Origin of the sequence: Janthinobacterium sp. 61 (genome assembly GCF_002846335.1) — a bacterium.
Classification (GTDB): domain Bacteria; phylum Pseudomonadota; class Gammaproteobacteria; order Burkholderiales; family Burkholderiaceae_D; genus Janthinobacterium.
The window spans coordinates 933,251-952,514 of record NZ_PJMQ01000001.1 but is presented as its reverse complement, the minus strand read 5'-3'; the positions used below and the strand labels follow the sequence as shown (position 1 = coordinate 952,514).

The following is a 19,264-nucleotide window of genomic DNA, read 5'->3' as shown; positions in this document are numbered from 1 at the left end:
GCACCATTGCGACGGCAGCCTGGCTGCTCACCGCTGAAAAGTGGTTCATCATACCATTTCCTGATGCTTTTCTGGCCAAAAAACAGCAGCGCCAGGCAGCAGCGCGCCCCTTGTCACGGGGCTGGGCGGCCATCCTGCGCCAGCTTCCAGTCTTCGCGCGAAAAAACACGCTCATGGCCGGACAGCAACATGGCCAGTTTTTGCAGCCACTGCTCGGTCGGCATGGGCTCGGCCTTGAAGCTCAGCGCCACCATCAGCACCATGCTGGCCAGCGCCAGCGCATGACTGACGGCGAAATTGACGACGCCGCGGGCATTCCACATGAAGCCCAGTGCCAGCGCCAGACCCAGCACGCAGCCGCTGACGGCTTCCGACACGCTGTGCGCCTGCACGACCACGCGGGAAATGGCGACCAGCACGGCAAATGCCACGCCGATCAAGACGCCGGCATCACGCCAGCGCGGTTCAGCCCGCTGCAGCAGCACATACATCAGCACGGGAAACACGGCGCCGGCGCGCATGGCGTGGCCGCTGAAACCGGTAAAATCGAGCGCGCTGCTACCCACGCCCCAGCTCATGAAGGCCAGTTTTGACAGCACCACGAGGGCCAGTCCGCCGCCGTACCACAAGCTCCAGCTGAGCACCAGGCGCCATTGGCGCGACACGAGCAGCCACAGGGCGATCGCCACACCAGCCGGCCCCATCACGGACATGTCAGCCGCAAAAGAAATCCCATTCCACCAAGTCATCGTGCTTGCACTTATTTCATGAACAACTCGCACTATGCCATGACTCGGCCCTGTTCCGCGCGGCTTTTGCTGTGCTGCAGCGAAGAATTACATTCGATTACAAAATTTCCACGCCCAACCATCCGCCTGACAGCGCCGGGCGCGCCTCAGATATTCGTCAGGCGTTTGCCCTTGGGCGGCGCAAAATCGCGGATCGATTCAATCATGCCCACTTCCAGCGCCTGGTCGGCCGTCAGGTGCAGGTCGGAATACGCATGCACTTGCCACTGCTCGTCCGTCAGTTTGACGTGGGCGCGCAGGATGCGCTCCGTACGCATGTCATCAGCGCGCAAGCCCTCGACGATGATGCTCAGCGCATCGGGCCGGGAACCGGGCGAGGCGGTTGCATGCGACTTGTGCACCATGAAACGGGCCGTGTCGCTGGCATGGCGGTGCCGCCCTGCCAGAAACAGGGTGACGGCGATGGACGCCACGGCGCCTGCGTTATAGGTAATGATGTCGAGCGGCAACTGACTGATGAAGTTGTACAGACAGATACCATCACTGACATAGCCGCCGTTCGATTGAATCAGGATGTGCGCGGTAGTGAGCTTGTCTTCCGTGATGTCGGACACGGCGTTGAAGACGCGCCGCACCATGTCACTGTTGACGTCGCCCGAGAGGGTGAAGTAACCGTGCTGCTCGGTGTTGTTTTGTATCTCGTGTTGTATCTCGTATTGTATCCCGCTCTGTGTCGTGTTCATGGCAGCCACCCACAAGAAAGCCCGAACTTCATCATAGCCCATTCGCGCGGGGCCGGGCGCCCTTTTGCACTGGATCAGCCCCCTCAACAGCCCCGCAAATCGGGGCTTTTACGGCAATTTGGCAACGCCTTTACAGATTGACAGAATACCCCTGCTGGCATATATTCCTCACACTTGATCGGGAGAGGGCAACCCAGCGTTGCCGCCGAAGGGGCACTACCCAAAAACTCTCAGGCAAAAGGACCGATCAGGCGGACTGAAGTTGTTGCTTTGGCGACACCTTTAGCTCAACTCTGGAGAGCGGCCGCGGCTATTGCCGGCGGCCCACCGAAGGGGCGCACGGGGCAAGCCCCCCGTAATCTCTCAGGTACAAAGGACAGGGGGGTCAGTGATCACGCCGGAAAGCCGTGTTTGGCTCTGTGTGTTCTGTTAACTTCCCCCTTTACCTTCGTCCCGAGGAATCCATGACGCTCAAAGCGACCCCACTCAACAACGCCCACCGTGCCCTCGGCGCCCGCATGGTCGATTTCGGCGGCTGGGACATGCCCGTCAACTACGGCTCGCAAATCGAAGAACACAATGCCGTGCGTAGCGACGCCGGCATGTTCGACGTGTCCCATATGTGCGTGGTCGATATCGAAGGCCCGAACGTGCGCGCCTTTTTGCGCGGCTTGCTGGCCAACAACGTCGACAAGCTGCAAGTATCGGGCAAGGCGCTGTATTCGTGCATGTTGAATGCCGAAGGTACCGTCATCGATGACCTGATCGTCTACTTCTTCAGCGAAAACTGGTTCCGCCTGGTCGTCAATGCGGGCACGGCGGAAAAAGACGTGGCCTGGATGCAGCAGCAAAATACCAACACCAACAGCGGCCTGACGATTACCGAACGCCGCGACGGCAATGACGCCATGGCCCTGGTGGCCGTGCAAGGGCCGAACGCACGCGCCAAGGTGTGGCAAGTGCTGCCGGAGACGCAAGCCGCGTCCGAAGCCATCAAGCCCTTCAATGTCGTCATCGTCAAGGACACCGCGTTCGGCGAAGTCATGCTGGCGCGCACCGGCTACACGGGCGAAGACGGTTTTGAAATCGGCGTGGCCGCGACCCAGGTGGAAGCGCTGTGGAACGCCCTGATCGCCGCCGGCGTCAAGCCGGCCGGCCTGGGTGCGCGCGACACCCTGCGCCTGGAAGCGGGCATGAACCTGTACGGCCAGGACATGGATGAAACCGTCAACCCGCTCGATGCGGGCCTGGCGTGGACCATCGACCTGGTCAGCGAGCGTGACTTCATCGGCAAGGCCGCCCTGCTGGCAAAAGGCCAGAACGCGCAATTCGTCGGTCTGATCCTGCGTGAAAAAGGCGGCGTGCTGCGCGCCCACCAAAAAGTCATCATCGCCGGCAACGAAGCCACAGGCGAAATCACCAGCGGCACCTTCAGCCCGACCATGCAGGAAGCGATTGCCCTGGCGCGCGTGCCGAATGGCGTGAATGTGGGCGACACCGTGCACGTGGAAATCCGCGGCAAACAACTGGCCGCCTCCGTCGTCAAGCTGCCTTTCGTGCGTAACGGTAAAATCCTGGCTGCGTAAGCGATTAGCGATAGAGAGCCACCGCCCGCAAGACCGAACAACCATAATCAATAACGAACACTTACCATCTGGAGCCACACATGAACATTCCTGCAGACCTGAAGTACACAGCCTCCCACGAATGGGTACGCCTTGAAGGCGACGGCACTATCACCGTCGGCATCACCGAGTACGCGCAGGACGCCCTGGGCGACATCGTCTTCGTCGAACTGCCAACCGTGGGCAATACCTATGGCGCCGGCGACGACGCCGCCGTGGTGGAATCGGTCAAGGCCGCGAGCGACATCTACGCGCCTATCGCCGGCGAAGTCGTGGCCGTCAACGACGACGTGGTCAATGCGCCTGAATCGATCAACACCGACGCCTACGCCAACTGGCTGTTCAAGATCAAGCCAGCCGACGTGTCGGCCCTGGACGGCTTGCTCGACGCTGCCGCCTATGGCGCCACCACCAGCGCGTAATCGCGTTTGACTCACGGGCCGCGCTTGCGGCCCGTTTGCTTTTTTCCAGCAGCGCCCGCGCGCCGCCTCCCGGTTTTTCAGTCTTTTTTGGCCTCTATATCATGACCCGCACCAGCCTGACCCAACTCGAAGCACGCGATGCCTTCATCGCCCGCCACATCGGCCCTTCCTCCACCGAACAGCAAGCCATGCTGGCGACCCTCGGCTATCCATCGCGCGCCGCGCTGATCGATGCCCTGGTACCGGCCAACATCCGCAACAAAGGCGCCCTGCCATTGGGCGCGTATTCGCAGCCGATGCCGGAACAGGAAGCTTTGTCGCGCCTGAAAGCCATCGCCGGCAAGAACCAGGTGCTCAAGTCGCTGATTGGCCAAGGCTATTACAACACGTTCACCCCTGGTGTGGTTTTACGCAACATCTTTGAAAATCCTGCCTGGTACACGGCCTACACGCCCTACCAGCCCGAGATTTCGCAAGGCCGCCTGGAAGCGATCCTGAACTTCCAGCAAGTGATCACCGACCTGACCGGCATGGGCATCTCGAATGCCTCGATGCTGGACGAAGGCACGGCCGCCGCCGAAGCGATGACGTTGATCCAGCGCGTGGGCAAGTCGAAATCGAACGTGCTGTATGTCGCCAATGACGTGCTGCCGCAAACGCTGGAAGTGGTGCAGACGCGCGCCCAGCCGATCGGCATCGAGGTGCGCACCTTCGACCCGGCGGAAATCGAGTCGCTGGACGCCTGCTTCGGCGTGCTGCTGCAATATCCTGGCGTGAACGGTGTCGTGCGCGACTACCGCGCCGGCGTGGAAAAACTGCACGCGCATGGCGCCATGGTCATCGTCGCAGCCGACCTGCTGGCCCTGACCATGCTGACGCCTCCTGGCGAATGGGGCGCCGACGTCGTCGTCGGCAACAGCCAGCGTTTCGGCGTGCCGCTCGGTTTCGGCGGCCCGCACGCTGGCTTCCTGTCCACGCGCGATGAATTCAAGCGCAATATGTCGGGCCGCCTGGTCGGCGTGACCGTCGATGCGCAAGGCAACAAGGCGTATCGCCTGGCCCTGCAAACGCGCGAACAGCATATCCGCCGCGAAAAAGCGACGTCCAACATCTGCACGGCGCAAGTGCTGCTGGCCGTGATGGCCTCGATGTACGCCGTCTACCACGGCCCTGCCGGCCTGCTGCAGATCGCCCAGCGCGTGCACCGTTACACGGGCGTGCTGGCCGCCAACCTGAAGACCCTGGGCTATGGCGTCGTCAATGCAAGCTACTTCGACACCCTGACCATCAACGTCGCCGATGCGGCGCAACTGCACGCGACGGCCATTCACCACGGCGTCAACCTGCGCAAGATCGACAATACCCACGTGGGCGTGTCGCTCGATGAAACCACCACGCGCGACGATATCGCGCTGCTGTGGAAAGTGTTCGCGCACGGCCTGGTCAACGCGCCTGCCGCGCCGGACCTGGACAGCGTGGAAGCGAATGTGACCAGCGCGCTGCCGGCCAACCTGGCGCGCGAGAGCGCCTACCTGACCCACCCCGTCTTCAACAGCTACCATTCGGAACACGAAATGCTGCGCTACCTGCGCAGCCTGGCCGACAAGGACCTGGCGCTGGACCGCACCATGATCCCGCTCGGCTCATGCACCATGAAGCTGAACGCGACGAGCGAAATGATTCCCGTGACCTGGCCGGAATTCTCGAACATCCACCCGTTCGCGCCCGATGCGCAAACCGTGGGCTACCGCGAAATGATTGCGCAGCTGGAAGAAATGCTGTGCGCGCTGACTGGCTATGCGGCCGTCTCGCTGCAGCCGAACGCCGGCTCGCAGGGCGAATATGCGGGCCTGCTGGTGATCAAGGCCTACCATGAGTCGCGCGGCGAAGGCCACCGCAACATCTGTTTGATTCCATCGTCGGCGCACGGCACCAATCCTGCCTCGGCCAACATGGTCGGTATGCAGGTGGTCGTCACCAGCTGCGACGCCAACGGCAACGTGGACCTGGCCGACCTGAAAGCGAAAGCGGAAAAGCACAGCGCCAACCTGGCTTGCGTGATGGTCACCTACCCATCCACCCACGGCGTGTTTGAAGAAGGCATCCAGGAACTGTGCGAGATTATCCACTCGCACGGCGGCCAGGTCTACATCGACGGCGCCAACATGAACGCGCTGGTCGGCGTGGCCGCTCCCGGCTCGTTTGGCGGCGACGTGTCCCACCTGAACCTGCACAAGACCTTCTGCATCCCGCACGGCGGCGGCGGACCAGGCGTCGGCCCGATCGGCGTGGGCGCCCACCTGGCGAAATTCCTGCCGAACCAGCGTTCGTCGGGCTACCAGCGCGATGCCGCCGGTATCGGCGCTGTCAGCGCCGCGCCATTCGGCTCGGCCAGCATCCTGCCGATTTCGTGGATGTACATCGCCATGATGGGCGCGGAAGGCTTGACGGCAGCGACCGAGACGGCGATTCTGGCGGCGAACTACATCGCGCGCCGCCTGGCGCCGCACTACCCTGTGCTGTACTCGGGCCACGACGGCCTGGTCGCGCACGAATGCATCCTGGACCTGCGCCCGATCACGGACGCCACCGGCATCAGCAACGAAGACGTGGCCAAGCGCCTGATGGACTTCGGTTTCCATGCGCCGACCATGAGCTTCCCCGTGCCGGGCACGCTGATGATCGAACCGACGGAAAGCGAATCGAAAGTGGAAATCGACCGCTTCATCGACGCCATGATCGCCATCCGCGCGGAAATCGCCAAGGTCGCCAGCGGTGAATTCGACCACGACGACAACCCCCTGAGAAACGCGCCGCACACGGCGCAGGTGTTGATGTCGGACAACTGGGAACGCAAGTACAGCCGTGAAATCGCGGCTTACCCAGTCGCGTCCCTGCGCCAGCGCAAATACTGGCCACCAGTCGGCCGCGCCGACAATGTGTACGGCGACCGCAACCTGTTCTGCGGCTGCGCACCTATCAGCTCGTACGAAGAAGAGTAAACGCCACGCGCCCGCTTCCGCGGGCGTGCCAGCGACAGGAAGGCAGGCCAGACGGCCTGCCTTTTTTCATGCCCGCAAGGGTACGTAGGTCGGATTAGGCCCGGAGGGCCGTAATCCGACAACATGGTTGGCGTGTGTGGTGAGGTCGGATTACGCTCCGCTAATCCGACCTACGCGACTCACTTTTACAACGCCAGCAAGGCCGCACCCGGCAGCCCCAGCACGGTGCCCAGTATCGTCAGCAACATGACATCGCGCCGCTCACAGCGGCTGCGGTGCGAACTCCAGGCGGCAAACAGCAACGCGACGGCCACGCCGCTGAGCGAAATTCCCACTTCCGTCATGCCAGTTCTCCCGTCATTGTTTCTTTCTTCATTGCTCTCATCCCCTTCACATAATTGAACAAACTACCTACCGGTAGGCAGTAAGTGTACAATAAAAAACACGGCGGCGTCCATGCCCCGATGTTTTGATGACACGAAGGAATCGCAATGCAGCAGCAAACCACTCTCCCCGCCGCCAGTCTTGGGCTGGCGGCTTCCCTGGCCCTGGTGGCCGTGCTCGGTCCGGCAGGCATCGACATGTACCTGGCCTCGATGCCTGCGATGGCGCGCGAACTGCACACCTCGTATGCGAATGTGCAGCTGAGCCTGACCGTTTTCCTGCTGGCCCTGGGCGGCGGACAATTGCTGTGTGGGCCGCTGACGGACATGCTGGGCCGGCGCTATCCGCTGCTGGCCGGCATCGCCGTCTACATCGTGGCGGCCGTATGGGCGTCGCAGGCGGACCAGCTGTCCACCCTGCTGCTGGCGCGTTTGCTGCAGGGCCTGGGCGCGGCGCTGACCTTGGTCGTGGTGATGAGCATGGTGCGCGACGTGGCAGATGGGGTCAAAGCGGCGCAGCTGTTTGCCCTGTTGATGACCATCGTGGGCCTGGCGCCCGTGCTGGCGCCCGCCGTGGGCGGCTTGCTCGATGCCCAATACGGCTGGCGCGCCGTGATGCTGGCCCTGGCCGCGCTGGGCGCCTTGACCCTGCTCAATAGCGCACTGTTCTTGCCGGAAACTTTACCCATCGCCAAGCGGGTCTCGCCGCGCGGCCTGCACCGCACCTATGCGCGCATCGCGCTGGACCGCGCCTTCCTGCTACCCGCGCTGGCCCTGTCCGCCACTTTCTTTTTCCTGTTTGCCTATATCGGCGGGGCGTCTCTGGTGTACCAGCGCGATTTCGGCCTGTCCGCCGGCAGCTTCGGCCTGGTGTTCGGCGCCACGGGCGTGGCAGTTCTACTGGGCGCCATGGCCAGCGGCCGCCTGGTGGAACAGCACGGTGTGGCGCGCCTCTGCGTGGCGGGTAGCACCGCCATGCTGGGCGGCGCCGTGCTGGCCCTGCTGGGTGCGTGGGCGGGCTTCGGCATTGTCGCCGTCGTGCCCGGCATGTTCGTGGCCCTGTTTGGCCTGGGCATCGCGGAAGCGGCACTGATGGCCATGGCCATGGGCTCGCAACAGCGCGCGCTCGGTTCCACGGCGGCATTGCTGGGCGCCATCCAGATGACCTTGTCCTCGCTGGCCACGCCGCTGGCGGCCAGCCTGTCCGAATGGGGGCCGCTACCCTGGCTGCTGTTCTTGACGGTGGCCGGCCTGCTGGTATCATGGCTGACCCTGGCCACTGCGCGCGTCCATCCGGCCCATGCCAGCAGCCTGGGAGCGCACTGACGCCTCACTCACTCTCACCCCAATGATGAAAAAACGCTCGGCTTCGGCCGATAACATCTGTGCCGTCGCCGTCGTGCACTTTTCGGAACATGGCTACGATGCCTCGTCTCTCAGCGACATCGCCGCGCAAGCCGGCATGCGCAAGGCGTCGCTCTACTCCCATTTCGCCGGCAAGGACGCCCTGTTTCTGGACGTGTTTGCCGACGCGCTGGCCGAAGAGCAAGCCTTCATGGACGCCTGTTTCGCCGACGAGGCGGCGCTGGAGGCAGCCGACGGGCAACTGGCCGGCTCGCTGTACTGCGACCGCATGGCGCAGCGCTATGCGGATTCGGCCCATTTGCGCTTTTTGCTGCGCACGGCGTATTTGCCGCCCGCCCCCCTGCGCATCGATGTCGGTACGGGCTACGAAGCCTTGCTGGCGCAATTGCAGCAGTATTACGTGAAGAGCCTGGGCCGCATGGCGCCCGCCCTGGCACCCCAGCGCCTCGACCTGTATTCGCAGGCCTACCTGGGCATCGTCGACAGCCTGCACGTGGAACTGATCTACGCGGGCGGCGCCGCCCTGCAGCAGCGCCACGCGGCCTTGTGGCATATCCTCTCCGATTCGCTGGCGATGGCGGCGCCATCGTCCTGAAGCGTTATAGCTTGCAGGCACACCATGAACCGATGGACAGGTCTGACACAAGCCGCTATCGACTCTTCGACAGCACCGGTTTGCCACATTCAAATGTGGTACGGCTTGCTGCCAGATTTTTCACATGCGAAGTTCCGCTTGCCCCCCAAAGCAGCCTTTCAAAGGCTGCGTTTTGCTTACGTCGAGTGCTCGTAACGAACATTGATGCGTTACATTCGAAGGGCATTGGCGGGACGGACCTTCATCGCGATCCACGCTTGTCGACTGGCTGCCGCCAATGCAACAACGCTGGTCACGACGAACGCGAGCAGTAAGGTCAAGTAACCGACAGGTGCCGTTTCGACCCAAGTAGACAGATAACGTGCGATGGCCACTGCTGCAACCGGCAATCCAATTAACGCGGCTACCAACAGCATAGTTCCGACGCCGCGCAAGACCAGGAGGCCGATAGCAGAGTCACTTGCACCATGCAGCTTGCGCAAGACGATTTCGCGAGCGCGGCGCTGCACTGTATCGGCCGACAGAACGTAGGTTCCACATGCTGCAAGGGTTAGGGCGATACCTGTTGCCAGTGCGAGCAGGCTGGCCATGCGCGCATCGTCAGCATAATTGGCGGCAAGGACGCTCGACGCTGGCTGGATGGACGCAATGGCCGAGGGAAAATAACTTGGCCATATGGACCTGATGACATCAACTACCTTGGCGGGGTCGCCATCCGCGCGAACGCTCAAGGCACTACCGCCTGTACTCAATTGGAACGCCATCGGCGCCAGTGCTTCGCGCAATGACTGGAACCGCAGTGGTGGCGCGATCCCGATGACACGACCTGGGACCGGCTTGTTATCAAAACTTGTCGTGATGACGATTTGACCAAGTGCTGCTCGTGCGTCGGCAAAGCCGAGCTGGCGTGCTGCAAGTGCATTTAGAACCAGCGGCACGGAGTCGTCGTCATGGTCCAGGGTTCGATCGAATAAGCGCCCGGCTTCTGGCTTGATGGCGTAAAGCATAAAAAAATTGTGGCTAACTTGCTTGATTTCCATCGTGGCACTGGTGCCATCCGGACGTTTCAGGTCGCGGCGCCACGTGTCGTTATGACGGCCGATCGCGTCATCCGACACAGCTACGTCTTGTACCCCGGGCGCAGCCGCCAAAGCCGTCATCAGGCCGCGCGCTGGCGCGCTGTATTTGACCTGTTCAGGCATATCTACGATGAGTATGGAGGCCGGGTCGAATCCAGGCGAAGCGCGCATGGCGTAACTTGTCTGCCAGGCGATGGCTAAGGTCACACTGGCAAATCCAATCGCTGCCGTTAGCTGCGCCACGGTCATACTGCGCCGCAGGCGTGCAGTCGCACGCGATTCAGTTGCCGTGCGCCCGACCAATGATTTTGCCGAAGGGACAGACCAGGCGATCCACGCCGGCCAGGCCGCCGTCAACAGCCCGAGCCCGACGACAAGGATACCGACCCAACCCAGGTCGCCAACTGTGAACGCGTCGTTGAGTTGGCGGCCGACCAGGGTCGAAAACAGCGGCAGTGCCAGCCATGCCAGGAGTAGGCCGACAGAGGCCGCCAAGAACGTAATCAGCCATGCCTCCGCCAGCAATTCCAGCGCAATGCTCCAAGCTGAGGCGCCGAGCACTTTGCGCATGGCCAGTTCACGCTGGCGCCGCACTACCCGCACGGTCGCCAGGTTCACGAAATTGATCGAAGCCAGAACAAGGATGAGCACGGCGACAGCGGCAAGGCCGGCAACGACCACCGGATCGCCCCGCTGGCCCGCGCTGGCGATGAAATTACCCTTGATGCCCGTATCGAAATAGGCTGCGTCGAGCCGCGCTAGCGCAATGTCCATTACTGGGCGCCGGCCCAGGCGCGCCTTGATATCGGGGGTCTGCTGATGTAATGCTGGTGCACCGTCGACTGCGTCCTGCAGCTGTCGGACAAGCATCGGCACAGACGCGCTGGTGTGCACACGCACCAGGAGCTTGCCTGGCCAGCCTTTGAGGCCGGTTCGCATTTCATCGCGGACATCGGCCGCTAGCGTTGAATCGGTGCCTAGTAGTGCTTCAAATGGCATGGTGGTATTCGCTGCCGGCGTACGCAGAACCGCGCCAACCCGTAACAATTTACCTTCCGCAAACAGACTGCGGCCCAGCGCCTGCTTGGTGCCAAACAAGCGCATTGCAGTTAATTCGGTGACCGCGATCTGATCCGGCGCTTCCAATGCGGTGGCAAGATCGCCCTGCACTGCCCTCAGGCCCAACATCTCGACAAACCCAGGCAAGACAGTCAGGCTTTTCAGGGCATGCAGCTTGCCGTCGACGTTGACCGTCAAGCCTGCTGTCTCGGGACGTGATGGCAAGTAGCCGGTGGCCGCAGCCACACCGGGCGCTGCCGCTGCAACAGAGCGCAGCAGCAGCGGCGCCTGGTCGTACCAGGGGCCCGTGGGATCGACATTGTCGCGTTGCTTCACGACGTAGACATGTTCCACATCGGGCACTTCGGCATTATATTGCCAGCAGTAACGCACTAAGCCGAGAATCAGTATGGCTGAAGCAATGCCGATAGCTAGGGTGACTATGACAATGGCAGCGTAGGCGGGTTCCCGCCGCAGTGCGCGTGCGCTGTGGCGCATCGTGGTCAATAACATGTTCGCTCTCCGGTCAGGCGGGTTGCAGGGCGTCGATCAGGATACGGCCGTCCAGCAGCCGTACCGTACGCGAAGCTTGCGCGGCGTGCGTCGGCGAGTGCGTCACCATGACGATGGTCGTGCCATCTGCATTGATCTGACGCAGAATGCGCATCACCTCGTCGCCGTGTGCTGTATCAAGATTGCCCGTCGGCTCATCAGCAAGCAGCAGCGCTGGACTGGCCACGAGCGCGCGCGCGATGGCTACACGCTGTTGCTGTCCACCGGAAAGTTGCGACGGACGGTGACCGGCGCGGTGCGCCACGCCTAGTTGATCAAGCATCGCGGCGACGCGAACCTTTCGTTGCGTTGCAGGCACATCCAGGTAGTCAAGTGCCAATGCCACATTTTCGGCAACCGTCAATTCTTCGATTAGATTGAAATTCTGAAAAATGAAGCCGATACGTCCGCGCCGTAATCGGTTGAGCTGTGCCTCGCTCCAGCCCGCCACATTGCGACCGTCGAACCAGCATTCGCCACCGTCGGGCGTGTCCAGCAGTCCCAGCATAGCCAAGAGTGTTGACTTGCCACAGCCGGACGGCCCGGTGATCGCCACATATTCACCCGCGGCGATGGTGAGGTCAATCCGGTCAAGCGCCGTTGTCTGCACCTCGCCGCCACGATACGTTTTCGTTATGTTGACGAGCCTGAACATGCTTTCCTGTTGTGTGCGATTCAATTGCATGATGTTGTCATTTCCGTGAGAGACCTGTTAGTGGGTAAGCTGAAGATGCAGCGCCGTTCCATACGGCGTGTATGACGACACGATGACGCGCTCGCCGGCGACCACGCCGTCGAGTACTTCGATCTGCGTGCTGTTGCGCCGGCCAAAACGCACGGCCCGGTGCTCCGCTTGTACGCCGTCAGCGCGCACGACGAATACCCAGCCGCCGCCGGTGTCATTGCTGAACGCATCATTTGGAAGAAGCAAGCTAGTCCGCGCAGCACCCAGCGTGATCAGGACGTCGACGCTCTGGCCTGGGCTGAGGGTAGCCGGCTGGCCATCAACGAACGTCAACTCAACCGTGAATTTGCCGTCGCTCACTTGCGGATATATGCGGCTGACAATCACGTGCTTGGTCTGGCCATCGATCACGGCTGTCGCCGGTCGGCCGGTGGCAAGGCGACGTAAATAGTATTCGTCGAGCTGGGCCGCCAAACAAAATTGCGCGATGTCGTCGATGCGTCCAAGGCGCTGTCCTGATCGGACTGTTTCCCCTACCTGCAATTTGAAATCTGCAAGGCGGCCGGTAACGGGCGCGCGCACGGCCAGTGCATCGACGCCGGCATTGACCAACTTCAGGCCATCTTCCAGCCTGGATACCGCCTGGGCAATCTGTCCGATAGCGTCGCGCCGGGCTGCCTCTTCGCTTTTCCCAGCAGCGTCTTCGCTGGCTAGCGCGTGGCGCTGCCGCGTCAGCTGGTCGGCTACTTCTTCCAGTGCAGAACCCGACACGAAACCCTGCTTGGCCAGTGCCGCGCTCCTCGCGAATTGCTTCTCAGCCTGAACGACTGCAAACGCGAGGTCGGCGCTGCGCCGCGCACTTTCCGCCCGGCTGGATTCACCCGCGAGGCGCAGGTTCAACAGGTTTGAAATCTGCTGCGCATGCTCGGCTTCGCGTGCAAGCACCTCAAGCCGGCGCTGTGGATTCGACAGCCGGAACAGTAATTCGCCTTGGCGTACCAGCGCGCCATCGCGCACCATCACCTCTTCGGCCCGACCATTTTCCACCACATCCAGCACGACCGAGTGCAGCGGCTGGGCCGTTGCACGCGCGGCCACGTCGTCGCGCAGGATGCCGCGCTCGACGACAGCGATGCGCACGCTGGCAGCGGGTACCTGTAGTCCGCTGGGCCAGAGCCACCACGCCAGTGCAGCAAGTCCAATCAAGATGAGCAAAATCGCTATTGCCATGCCCCAACGCCGGCCGCGCTGTCGTAGGACCGGTTGGTCCATAGCCGCACCCGTAGGGCGTGATGTATTTACGCTGTGGTCTTTTGTCATGATTTCTACTGTTGCAACATCCGTGCCACGCGGTTTCGGACGAATCGACCGGTATTTTTTTTCACTTGCCCGCTCATTCGTCCGCAAACGCACATGCAAACTGTCCACTTCCGGACACTTTGGGCAAAGTGATATCGCGCTGTGGAATCATGCAACGCATGCTGATAAACTCGAGTTCTGTTAATTCCTTTATTTCCAATGTCCGGCAAGCAAGCAAATGTACTGATCCTCGACGACGATGCAGACGTGGCGCTGGCAGCGCGTATGCTGCTGCGCCGGCACGTTGCGCAGGTCGCGACACTTGACCATCCTGGACAGTTACCCGCATGGCTCGCAAGCAATCGTCCTGACGTTGTTCTCCTCGATTTGAATTTTTCGGCGGGACGGACGGATGGTGGCGAAGGTATGCAAGTTTTGGCGCAATTGAGGGCGCTGCCCAACCCACCCGATATCATCGCGATGACCGCGTACGCTGATGTTCCTCTGGCCGTTGCGGCGATGCAGGGCGGCGTAAGCGATTTTCTGACAAAGCCGTGGGATAACGTTCGCCTAGTGCATGCTGTCGAGGCAGCCTTTGCGCGACAGGCCTTGCGTCAGCCTATTCATGCTAAAGCATCTGACGCGGCGCCAGCCGACGCCGATGGATTGCTCGGAAACTCGACTGCGATGGCTGCCTTGCGTGACATGATCGCCAGTGTGGGGCCCACCGAGGCAAACGTCATGATCCTAGGAGAAAACGGCGTTGGCAAGGAACTGGTGGCGCGAGCCGTTCACCGGGCTTCACACCGGGCATCCCGGCAGTTTCTCGCAGTGGATATGGGGAGCCTGCCAGAGGCAACGCTGGAAAGCGAATTGTTCGGACACCGGCGCGGTGCGTTCACCGATGCACGCAATGACCGCGCGGGCCGCTTCCAGGCAGCGTGCGGTGGCACATTGTTTCTTGACGAAGTCAGCAATATGCCCTTGACAGCACAAGCGAAGCTGCTAACAGTGCTCGAACGACGCCAGGTGACGCCCTTGGGCGCGGACACTCCCGAGGGCGTTGACGTGCGCGTCATTAGTGCTACCAATCTCGAAGAAGACCGGCTGCACGACGTTGCGCTTTTTCGCACAGACCTACTGTTTCGCCTAAATACTATCATCCTGCGCGTCCCGCCCTTACGCGAGCGCGCGGGTGACATTCCGGACTTGCTGCGCCATTATTTGGCCCACTACGAGCACCAATATAGCAAACCCGCGCGCGCCATAGCAGCGACTGCATTCGATGTACTGTGCTCGAATGCATGGCCAGGCAATGTTCGCTCCTTGCGCCATGCCTGTGAACGCGCTGTCATCCTAGGTCGGGAAAATGTCTATACCATCGCTGACTTTGGTATTTCAGCGAAGACAGCTGTGCCTGCATTATCGTCCCCGCTCACCATCGACGTCCCACGTGAACTGGGTACACTCGAACGTGCCGCCATCGCCGCGGCGCTGCTGGAAGTTAAGGGAAATATCAGCAAGGCTGCCAAGACGCTGGGTGTAAGCCGGGCAGCGCTGTATCGCAAGCTGGACAAACATGGCTTATAGACAGGCTCGCGTCGCCCTCGGCGGGACACTGCTTGCTGCGGCTGGGTGGGTAGGAGGTACGCTAAATGAGAGCGTTGATGGCCTGGGAGCACGCGCCGCCGTTTTGCTCGTCCTGACAGTGGTGCTCGCTGCAGCGCTGATGTGGCATTCAATCGGACACGTTACGGCAATGACGCCAGAGAGACAGTTTCCACTCACGACTTTGCAAGCGCCTGAGACTGCCCGACTGCTATTGCTTGAAGCACGCCTTGAACATGCACCGGTCCCTCTGTTCAACATGACTCCGACCAGGATGGAACCATTGAATGCAAGCGCGCGGCGCCTTCTGGCGCCTGGACGTGTCACTGACACGGTTCCCCTAAATACGGCTTTAGCCGGCCTTTCCGTTGGCACGCGAACGCTGGTTCAGTTCGACAGTGAGCATGGCACTGAACGTGCCCTAGCCGTCCGCAATGCTTTGACCGTCGATGGTGCGCCGCAGTCCCTCGTTGCACTGCTGCCGCTGGAGGACGAACTATCCGCTGAAGCCATGCAAGCCTGGCGCAAGCTCGTCCACGTATTGACCCATGAGATCATGAATTCACTGACACCAGTGGCGTCCCTTTCGCAAACGTCGCGCACGCTGCTCGCTGAGGCAGCAGGTTCTCTTGCTCCCGACGTGGCCGCAGACCTTGACGTCGCGCTAGACGCAATAAGCCGTCGCGCTGAAAGTCTGGCTCATTTCGTCAGCCATTACCGCGTGTTGGCTAGCCTACCTACGCCTCTGCCGCAGCAATTTCTAATCAAAGACTTGTTTGCACGTTTATCGGCTTTGGTGGCACCGAGCTGGCAGGCCCGCGGAGGAAGCGCGACTTTCGTCGTCGCATCAAGCACGCTGGCATTACGGGCTGACTCTGGCCAGATCGAACAAGCTCTGGTTAACCTGCTCCAGAATGCGTTAGAAGCAACCACCGCGAGTCGGGTGCCACAAGTGGCCGTCGATGCGCGCCTCACGACAGGTGGCCGGTTGCGCATCGATGTGCGTGACAATGGACATGGCATTGCCGATGGGGTAGCGGGAGAAATGTTTACGCCATTTTTCTCGACCAAAAAACAGGGAAGCGGTATTGGCCTTGCAATGGTGCGGCAGCTAATTCAGTTGAACGGCGGTACTGTGCGCTACGCCCGCCCGGTCAACGATGGCGCTCACTTCATCATCACATTCTAGATCAAGGCAAATCTATTATTGTCAGTGAATAGCGCTGCCAGTCAGAGTCCTGCATCCGTCAGGCCTGACGGTGGGCGCAACATAATTCCATACACTTACATTTTTAGCGTCATGGAAGAATGTTGACTGGCCGCTTTTGGCTGCGGATTCAATCGGTGGTCGCAACACTCTAACCTAAACACCTAGGTTACAGGAGTGTTGGAGATGAAACAGAAACCACGTATTTATTACACCGAGACTCAGAAGGCCTTGATGTGGAAACGCTGGAAGCAAGGTGATTCCCTACAAATGATAGCCCAACTATTTGATCGGAATCACTCGTCGATACAGCGAATTCTGGCTGAGTCTGGTGGCATACGGCCAGCGCCGCGATGCCGTTCCAGAATGGCGCTGACGCTGGCCGAGCGCGAGGAGGTATCGCGCGCCATCGTTACCGACGTATCCATCCGCGCACTTGCCAGTCGCCCTGGACGAGCACCGTCGACCATCAGCAGGGAACTCAAGCGCAACGGTGGCCGCGAAGCATATCGCGCAACTCAAGCCGATCAGCATGCTTGGGATCAGACCCGCCGCCCCAAACCTTGTAAGCTGACGGAGAGCCACATGCTGGCCAACATGGTTGCCAGCAAGCTCCAATTGCAGTGGTCGCCGGAACAGATTGCTGGCTGGCTCAAGCAGCTGTTCACGCGCCACGAGCAGTATCACGTGTCGCACGAAACCATTTACCGCAGCCTCTATATCCAGGCACGAGGCGCCTTAAAGAAAGAGCTGCTGGAGCACTTACGCCGGACGCGCGCCATGCGCCGTTCACGTCATCACACCCAAAAGACGGACAACCACGGCAGAATTGTCGACGCCGTGTCGATCAGCGAGCGTCCAGCGACGGCAGCGGATCGAGCGGTGCCCGGGCATTGGGAGGGGGACCTGCTATGCGGCAGCCACAACAGCCAGATCGTGACCTTGGTCGAGCGCCAGACGCGCTGCGTCATGCTAGTGAAAGTTGCCGCCAAGGACACCGAGACGGTTGTCAATGCGCTGATCGACAATGCCCGCAGGCTGCCCCACGAACTGTATAAATCACTGACCTGGGACAGAGGCAAAGAGATGGCTGGCCACAAGAGTTTTACTTTGGCCACTGACATCCAGGTCTACTTCTGTGATCCACAGAATCCGTGGCAGCGCGGTTCAAATGAAAATACCAACGGCCTGTTGCGCCAGTATTTCCCCAAGGGGCTGGATATTTCCACGTATTCGCAAGAGCAACTCGATGCGGTAGCCAGAAGACTCAACGAGCGCCCCAGGAAGACGCTAGACTACCAAACACCAGCTCAACAATTTGAACAGTGTGTTGCGTTGATCGATTGAATCCGCACCCATAGCGGACGGTCACCAACCTTGCACAACGTCGTACTGAGCAGCTAATCTGCGTGGGGCGCTGTCTGGGTAATCCGCGTGCCCTTACGCGGCCGGCCATCGACAAAAGTAAGTGTCTGAATCTTGTCACTACCATTGCTATCGAAATGCAAGGTGACGTCCTTTTCACGAATAAAGTAATCGTAGTCGCCTGCCGAGATCAATTCCACTGACAGAGGCCCGACCGGCGGCCCAGTAATAAATAGATGACCATTGTCGTGGCTGATGCGCACCTTTGTGTTGGACACTGCGAAGTCGCCAGAAAATTGGCTAAATAGAGAAGTATTAGGTTTGACGCTTACGCGTTCCATTGGATGGTAGTCACCCCACGCATATTCGGCAGCAACGCTGCGCGCGATTTCTTCAATTAGAATCCATCCGTTATCCGAATTTGCGAGAATTACCACGCCTTGCCCGGTACGCTCATATGCAAACAACAGCGATTTGTAACCAGCATTCGAACCGCTGTGATGGAATACGGCCTCCTCCCCGGTATGATCGAGTTCGAATCCGAGGCCATAATGACCGCGCACTGGCGTCAGCATCGACCTTGCGTGTTGCTGAGTAATAAGGCGCGAATCCTGTCCGGATGCAGCGCGCTGAATGGCAACCGCAAAGAGAGCTAAGTCGTACGCAGTGCTCCATAAACCAGCGGGGGCTAACTCAGGATATTCGCGCCAGTTTCCCGCAACGATAGTGCCGTCCACTTCGTGGCCAAATGCTGCTCGTGAAGCTAGGGTTGGCGGAAGCGACTGCGCATATAGTGAGTCGTGCATCCTGAGCGGCTTAAATACCGTTTCACTGGCCAAAACGTCAAACGGCAGATCAGTAGCGTCATTTATGTACTGTTGCAGCACAACATAGCCCAAGCCAGAGTACGCATAGCGGTCGGTCAAAGAGTTCTTCACTGCGACTGGGGGATTGGTCGCGGGGACCAAGCCTTCTAATACCTGCAAAAGTGTAGGCTTTGGTTCATCGTTGCGGTAGCCCAGCAGTCCAAACTCTGGCATACCAGCCGTATGGCTTAGCAGTGCCCGAGCCGTAGTGGCCTGCTGCGCGACAGGCAAATGCCACTGACGAAGCCTTCGATTCACGTCTTCATCAAGATCAATCTTTCCACCGGCCACTAGCCTCATTGTCACAAAGGCGGTCACCGGTTTACTAATTGAGGCTACTTGAAAGAACGTGTTTGATGTGATGGGACGTCCCGTCTTCACGTCCGCAACACCGTAGGAACCAACCCATTCCACCATGCCGGCGTTGATCACGGCGATACTCACCCCCGGTACATGCAAGGCTTGCATTCGATCAATCAGCCGCATCTTACGTGTGGGCGCCCCACGTACAGCAACTGGCTCCAGCAATCCATTCTCAATTTTCTCAATGCGAGCCTTCAACTCGGCGCTTTGGCCCTGCGCATGCGCAATAAAAGCCCATCCCATCAAAATCAGTGTAAACGCATGTCGAAACATCAAGACTCCAGTTTATTGAGGATC

At 60.3% G+C, this 19,264-nt stretch carries 15 protein-coding genes and 2 riboswitches; of the genes, 8 read left to right on the top strand and 7 right to left on the bottom strand.

Annotated features, from left to right (window positions below):
- Window positions 1–113 precede the first annotated feature (113 nt).
- Together CLU92_RS04400 and CLU92_RS04395 are read right to left on the bottom strand one after the other, a co-directional pair.
- Window positions 114–713: a phosphatase PAP2 family protein gene (locus tag CLU92_RS04400; RefSeq protein WP_101480888.1), complete on the bottom strand. Its 600-nt coding sequence runs from the start codon at window positions 711–713 to the stop codon at window positions 114–116.
- Between the two features lie 182 nt (window positions 714–895).
- A complete protein-coding gene (locus tag CLU92_RS04395; RefSeq protein ID WP_243858132.1) occupies window positions 896–1,492 on the bottom strand; it encodes an ATP-dependent Clp protease proteolytic subunit in 597 nt (198 codons plus the stop codon).
- A gap of 169 nt (window positions 1,493–1,661) precedes the next feature.
- Window positions 1,662–1,748, top strand: a riboswitch (glycine riboswitch).
- Window positions 1,749–1,775: 27 nt separating this feature from the next.
- Window positions 1,776–1,882: riboswitch (glycine riboswitch) on the top strand.
- Between the two features lie 74 nt (window positions 1,883–1,956).
- Between CLU92_RS04395 and gcvT the strand changes: the two genes are divergently transcribed.
- From gcvT to gcvP, 3 genes are all read left to right on the top strand, one after another.
- Window positions 1,957–3,078: a glycine cleavage system aminomethyltransferase GcvT gene (gcvT, locus tag CLU92_RS04390; RefSeq protein ID WP_101480886.1), complete on the top strand. Its 1,122-nt coding sequence runs from the start codon at window positions 1,957–1,959 to the stop codon at window positions 3,076–3,078.
- Window positions 3,079–3,158: 80 nt separating this feature from the next.
- A complete protein-coding gene (gene gcvH, locus CLU92_RS04385) occupies window positions 3,159–3,539 on the top strand; it encodes a glycine cleavage system protein GcvH (RefSeq protein WP_101480885.1) in 381 nt (126 codons plus the stop codon).
- Between the two features lie 101 nt (window positions 3,540–3,640).
- Complete coding sequence (gcvP, locus tag CLU92_RS04380; RefSeq protein ID WP_101484487.1) at window positions 3,641–6,541, top strand: aminomethyl-transferring glycine dehydrogenase; 2,901 nt, start codon at window positions 3,641–3,643, stop codon at window positions 6,539–6,541.
- 185 nt (window positions 6,542–6,726) lie between these two features.
- Here the strand turns inward: gcvP and CLU92_RS27670 are convergent, their stop codons facing one another.
- Window positions 6,727–6,885 carry a hypothetical protein gene (locus CLU92_RS27670; protein WP_166674806.1) on the bottom strand — a complete coding sequence of 53 codons (159 nt, stop codon included), beginning with the start codon at window positions 6,883–6,885 and terminating at the stop codon, window positions 6,727–6,729.
- Between the two features lie 147 nt (window positions 6,886–7,032).
- Between CLU92_RS27670 and CLU92_RS04375 the strand changes: the two genes are divergently transcribed.
- Both CLU92_RS04375 and CLU92_RS04370 read left to right on the top strand, forming a co-directional pair.
- Complete coding sequence (locus CLU92_RS04375) at window positions 7,033–8,250, top strand: Bcr/CflA family efflux MFS transporter (RefSeq protein WP_101480884.1); 1,218 nt, start codon at window positions 7,033–7,035, stop codon at window positions 8,248–8,250.
- A gap of 22 nt (window positions 8,251–8,272) precedes the next feature.
- Complete coding sequence (locus CLU92_RS04370) at window positions 8,273–8,884, top strand: TetR/AcrR family transcriptional regulator (RefSeq protein ID WP_101480883.1); 612 nt, start codon at window positions 8,273–8,275, stop codon at window positions 8,882–8,884.
- 209 nt (window positions 8,885–9,093) lie between these two features.
- On the opposite strand, the gene CLU92_RS04365 is transcribed toward CLU92_RS04370, so the two are convergent.
- The 3 genes from CLU92_RS04365 to CLU92_RS04355 are packed head-to-tail and all read right to left on the bottom strand — an operon-like array spanning window position 9,094 to window position 13,489.
- Entirely contained in the window at window positions 9,094–11,535 is a 2,442-nt protein-coding gene (locus tag CLU92_RS04365; protein WP_101480882.1) for an ABC transporter permease, read from the bottom strand.
- Between the two features lie 13 nt (window positions 11,536–11,548).
- Window positions 11,549–12,229, bottom strand: coding sequence for an ABC transporter ATP-binding protein (locus tag CLU92_RS04360; RefSeq protein WP_101480881.1), 681 nt, complete (start codon window positions 12,227–12,229; stop codon window positions 11,549–11,551).
- 57 nt (window positions 12,230–12,286) lie between these two features.
- Entirely contained in the window at window positions 12,287–13,489 is a 1,203-nt protein-coding gene (locus tag CLU92_RS04355) for an efflux RND transporter periplasmic adaptor subunit (RefSeq protein WP_257560969.1), read from the bottom strand.
- Between the two features lie 288 nt (window positions 13,490–13,777).
- On the opposite strand from CLU92_RS04355, the gene CLU92_RS04350 reads away from it, so the two are divergent.
- The 3 genes from CLU92_RS04350 (at window position 13,778) to CLU92_RS04340 (ending at window position 17,720) form a co-directional block, all read left to right on the top strand.
- Window positions 13,778–15,148, top strand: coding sequence for a sigma-54 dependent transcriptional regulator (locus tag CLU92_RS04350; RefSeq protein ID WP_101480879.1), 1,371 nt, complete (start codon window positions 13,778–13,780; stop codon window positions 15,146–15,148).
- Window positions 15,138–16,355 (top strand): PAS domain-containing sensor histidine kinase, encoded by a 1,218-nt coding sequence (locus CLU92_RS04345; RefSeq protein ID WP_101480878.1) that lies wholly within the window; start codon window positions 15,138–15,140, stop codon window positions 16,353–16,355. Before CLU92_RS04350 ends, CLU92_RS04345 begins: the two co-directional genes overlap by 11 nt.
- A gap of 204 nt (window positions 16,356–16,559) precedes the next feature.
- Window positions 16,560–17,720, top strand: a complete 1,161-nt coding sequence (locus CLU92_RS04340; RefSeq protein WP_101480877.1) for an IS30 family transposase — start codon at window positions 16,560–16,562, stop codon at window positions 17,718–17,720.
- Between the two features lie 53 nt (window positions 17,721–17,773).
- On the opposite strand, the gene CLU92_RS04335 is transcribed toward CLU92_RS04340, so the two are convergent.
- The gene (locus CLU92_RS04335; protein WP_101480876.1) at window positions 17,774–19,240 is read right to left on the bottom strand and encodes a serine hydrolase; all 1,467 of its coding nucleotides are present in this window, start codon (window positions 19,238–19,240) and stop codon (window positions 17,774–17,776) included.
- Window positions 19,241–19,264: the final 24 nt, after the last annotated feature.

Bases quoted from the DNA above. Each gene is read 5' to 3' on its own strand.
- CLU92_RS04400 (WP_101480888.1), bottom strand. From the start codon at position 713: ATGTCCGTGATGGGGCCGGCTGGTGTGGCGATCGCCCTGTGGCTGCTC.
- CLU92_RS04395 (WP_243858132.1), bottom strand. From the start codon at position 1,492: ATGAACACGACACAGAGCGGGATACAATACGAGATACAACACGAGATA.
- gcvT (WP_101480886.1), top strand. From the start codon at position 1,957: ATGACGCTCAAAGCGACCCCACTCAACAACGCCCACCGTGCCCTCGGC.
- gcvH (WP_101480885.1), top strand. From the start codon at position 3,159: ATGAACATTCCTGCAGACCTGAAGTACACAGCCTCCCACGAATGGGTA.
- gcvP (WP_101484487.1), top strand. From the start codon at position 3,641: ATGACCCGCACCAGCCTGACCCAACTCGAAGCACGCGATGCCTTCATC.
- CLU92_RS27670 (WP_166674806.1), bottom strand. From the start codon at position 6,885: ATGACGGAAGTGGGAATTTCGCTCAGCGGCGTGGCCGTCGCGTTGCTG.
- CLU92_RS04375 (WP_101480884.1), top strand. From the start codon at position 7,033: ATGCAGCAGCAAACCACTCTCCCCGCCGCCAGTCTTGGGCTGGCGGCT.
- CLU92_RS04370 (WP_101480883.1), top strand. From the start codon at position 8,273: ATGATGAAAAAACGCTCGGCTTCGGCCGATAACATCTGTGCCGTCGCC.
- CLU92_RS04365 (WP_101480882.1), bottom strand. From the start codon at position 11,535: ATGTTATTGACCACGATGCGCCACAGCGCACGCGCACTGCGGCGGGAA.
- CLU92_RS04360 (WP_101480881.1), bottom strand. From the start codon at position 12,229: ATGTTCAGGCTCGTCAACATAACGAAAACGTATCGTGGCGGCGAGGTG.
- CLU92_RS04355 (WP_257560969.1), bottom strand. From the start codon at position 13,489: ATGGCAATAGCGATTTTGCTCATCTTGATTGGACTTGCTGCACTGGCG.
- CLU92_RS04350 (WP_101480879.1), top strand. From the start codon at position 13,778: ATGTCCGGCAAGCAAGCAAATGTACTGATCCTCGACGACGATGCAGAC.
- CLU92_RS04345 (WP_101480878.1), top strand. From the start codon at position 15,138: ATGGCTTATAGACAGGCTCGCGTCGCCCTCGGCGGGACACTGCTTGCT.
- CLU92_RS04340 (WP_101480877.1), top strand. From the start codon at position 16,560: ATGAAACAGAAACCACGTATTTATTACACCGAGACTCAGAAGGCCTTG.
- CLU92_RS04335 (WP_101480876.1), bottom strand. From the start codon at position 19,240: ATGTTTCGACATGCGTTTACACTGATTTTGATGGGATGGGCTTTTATT.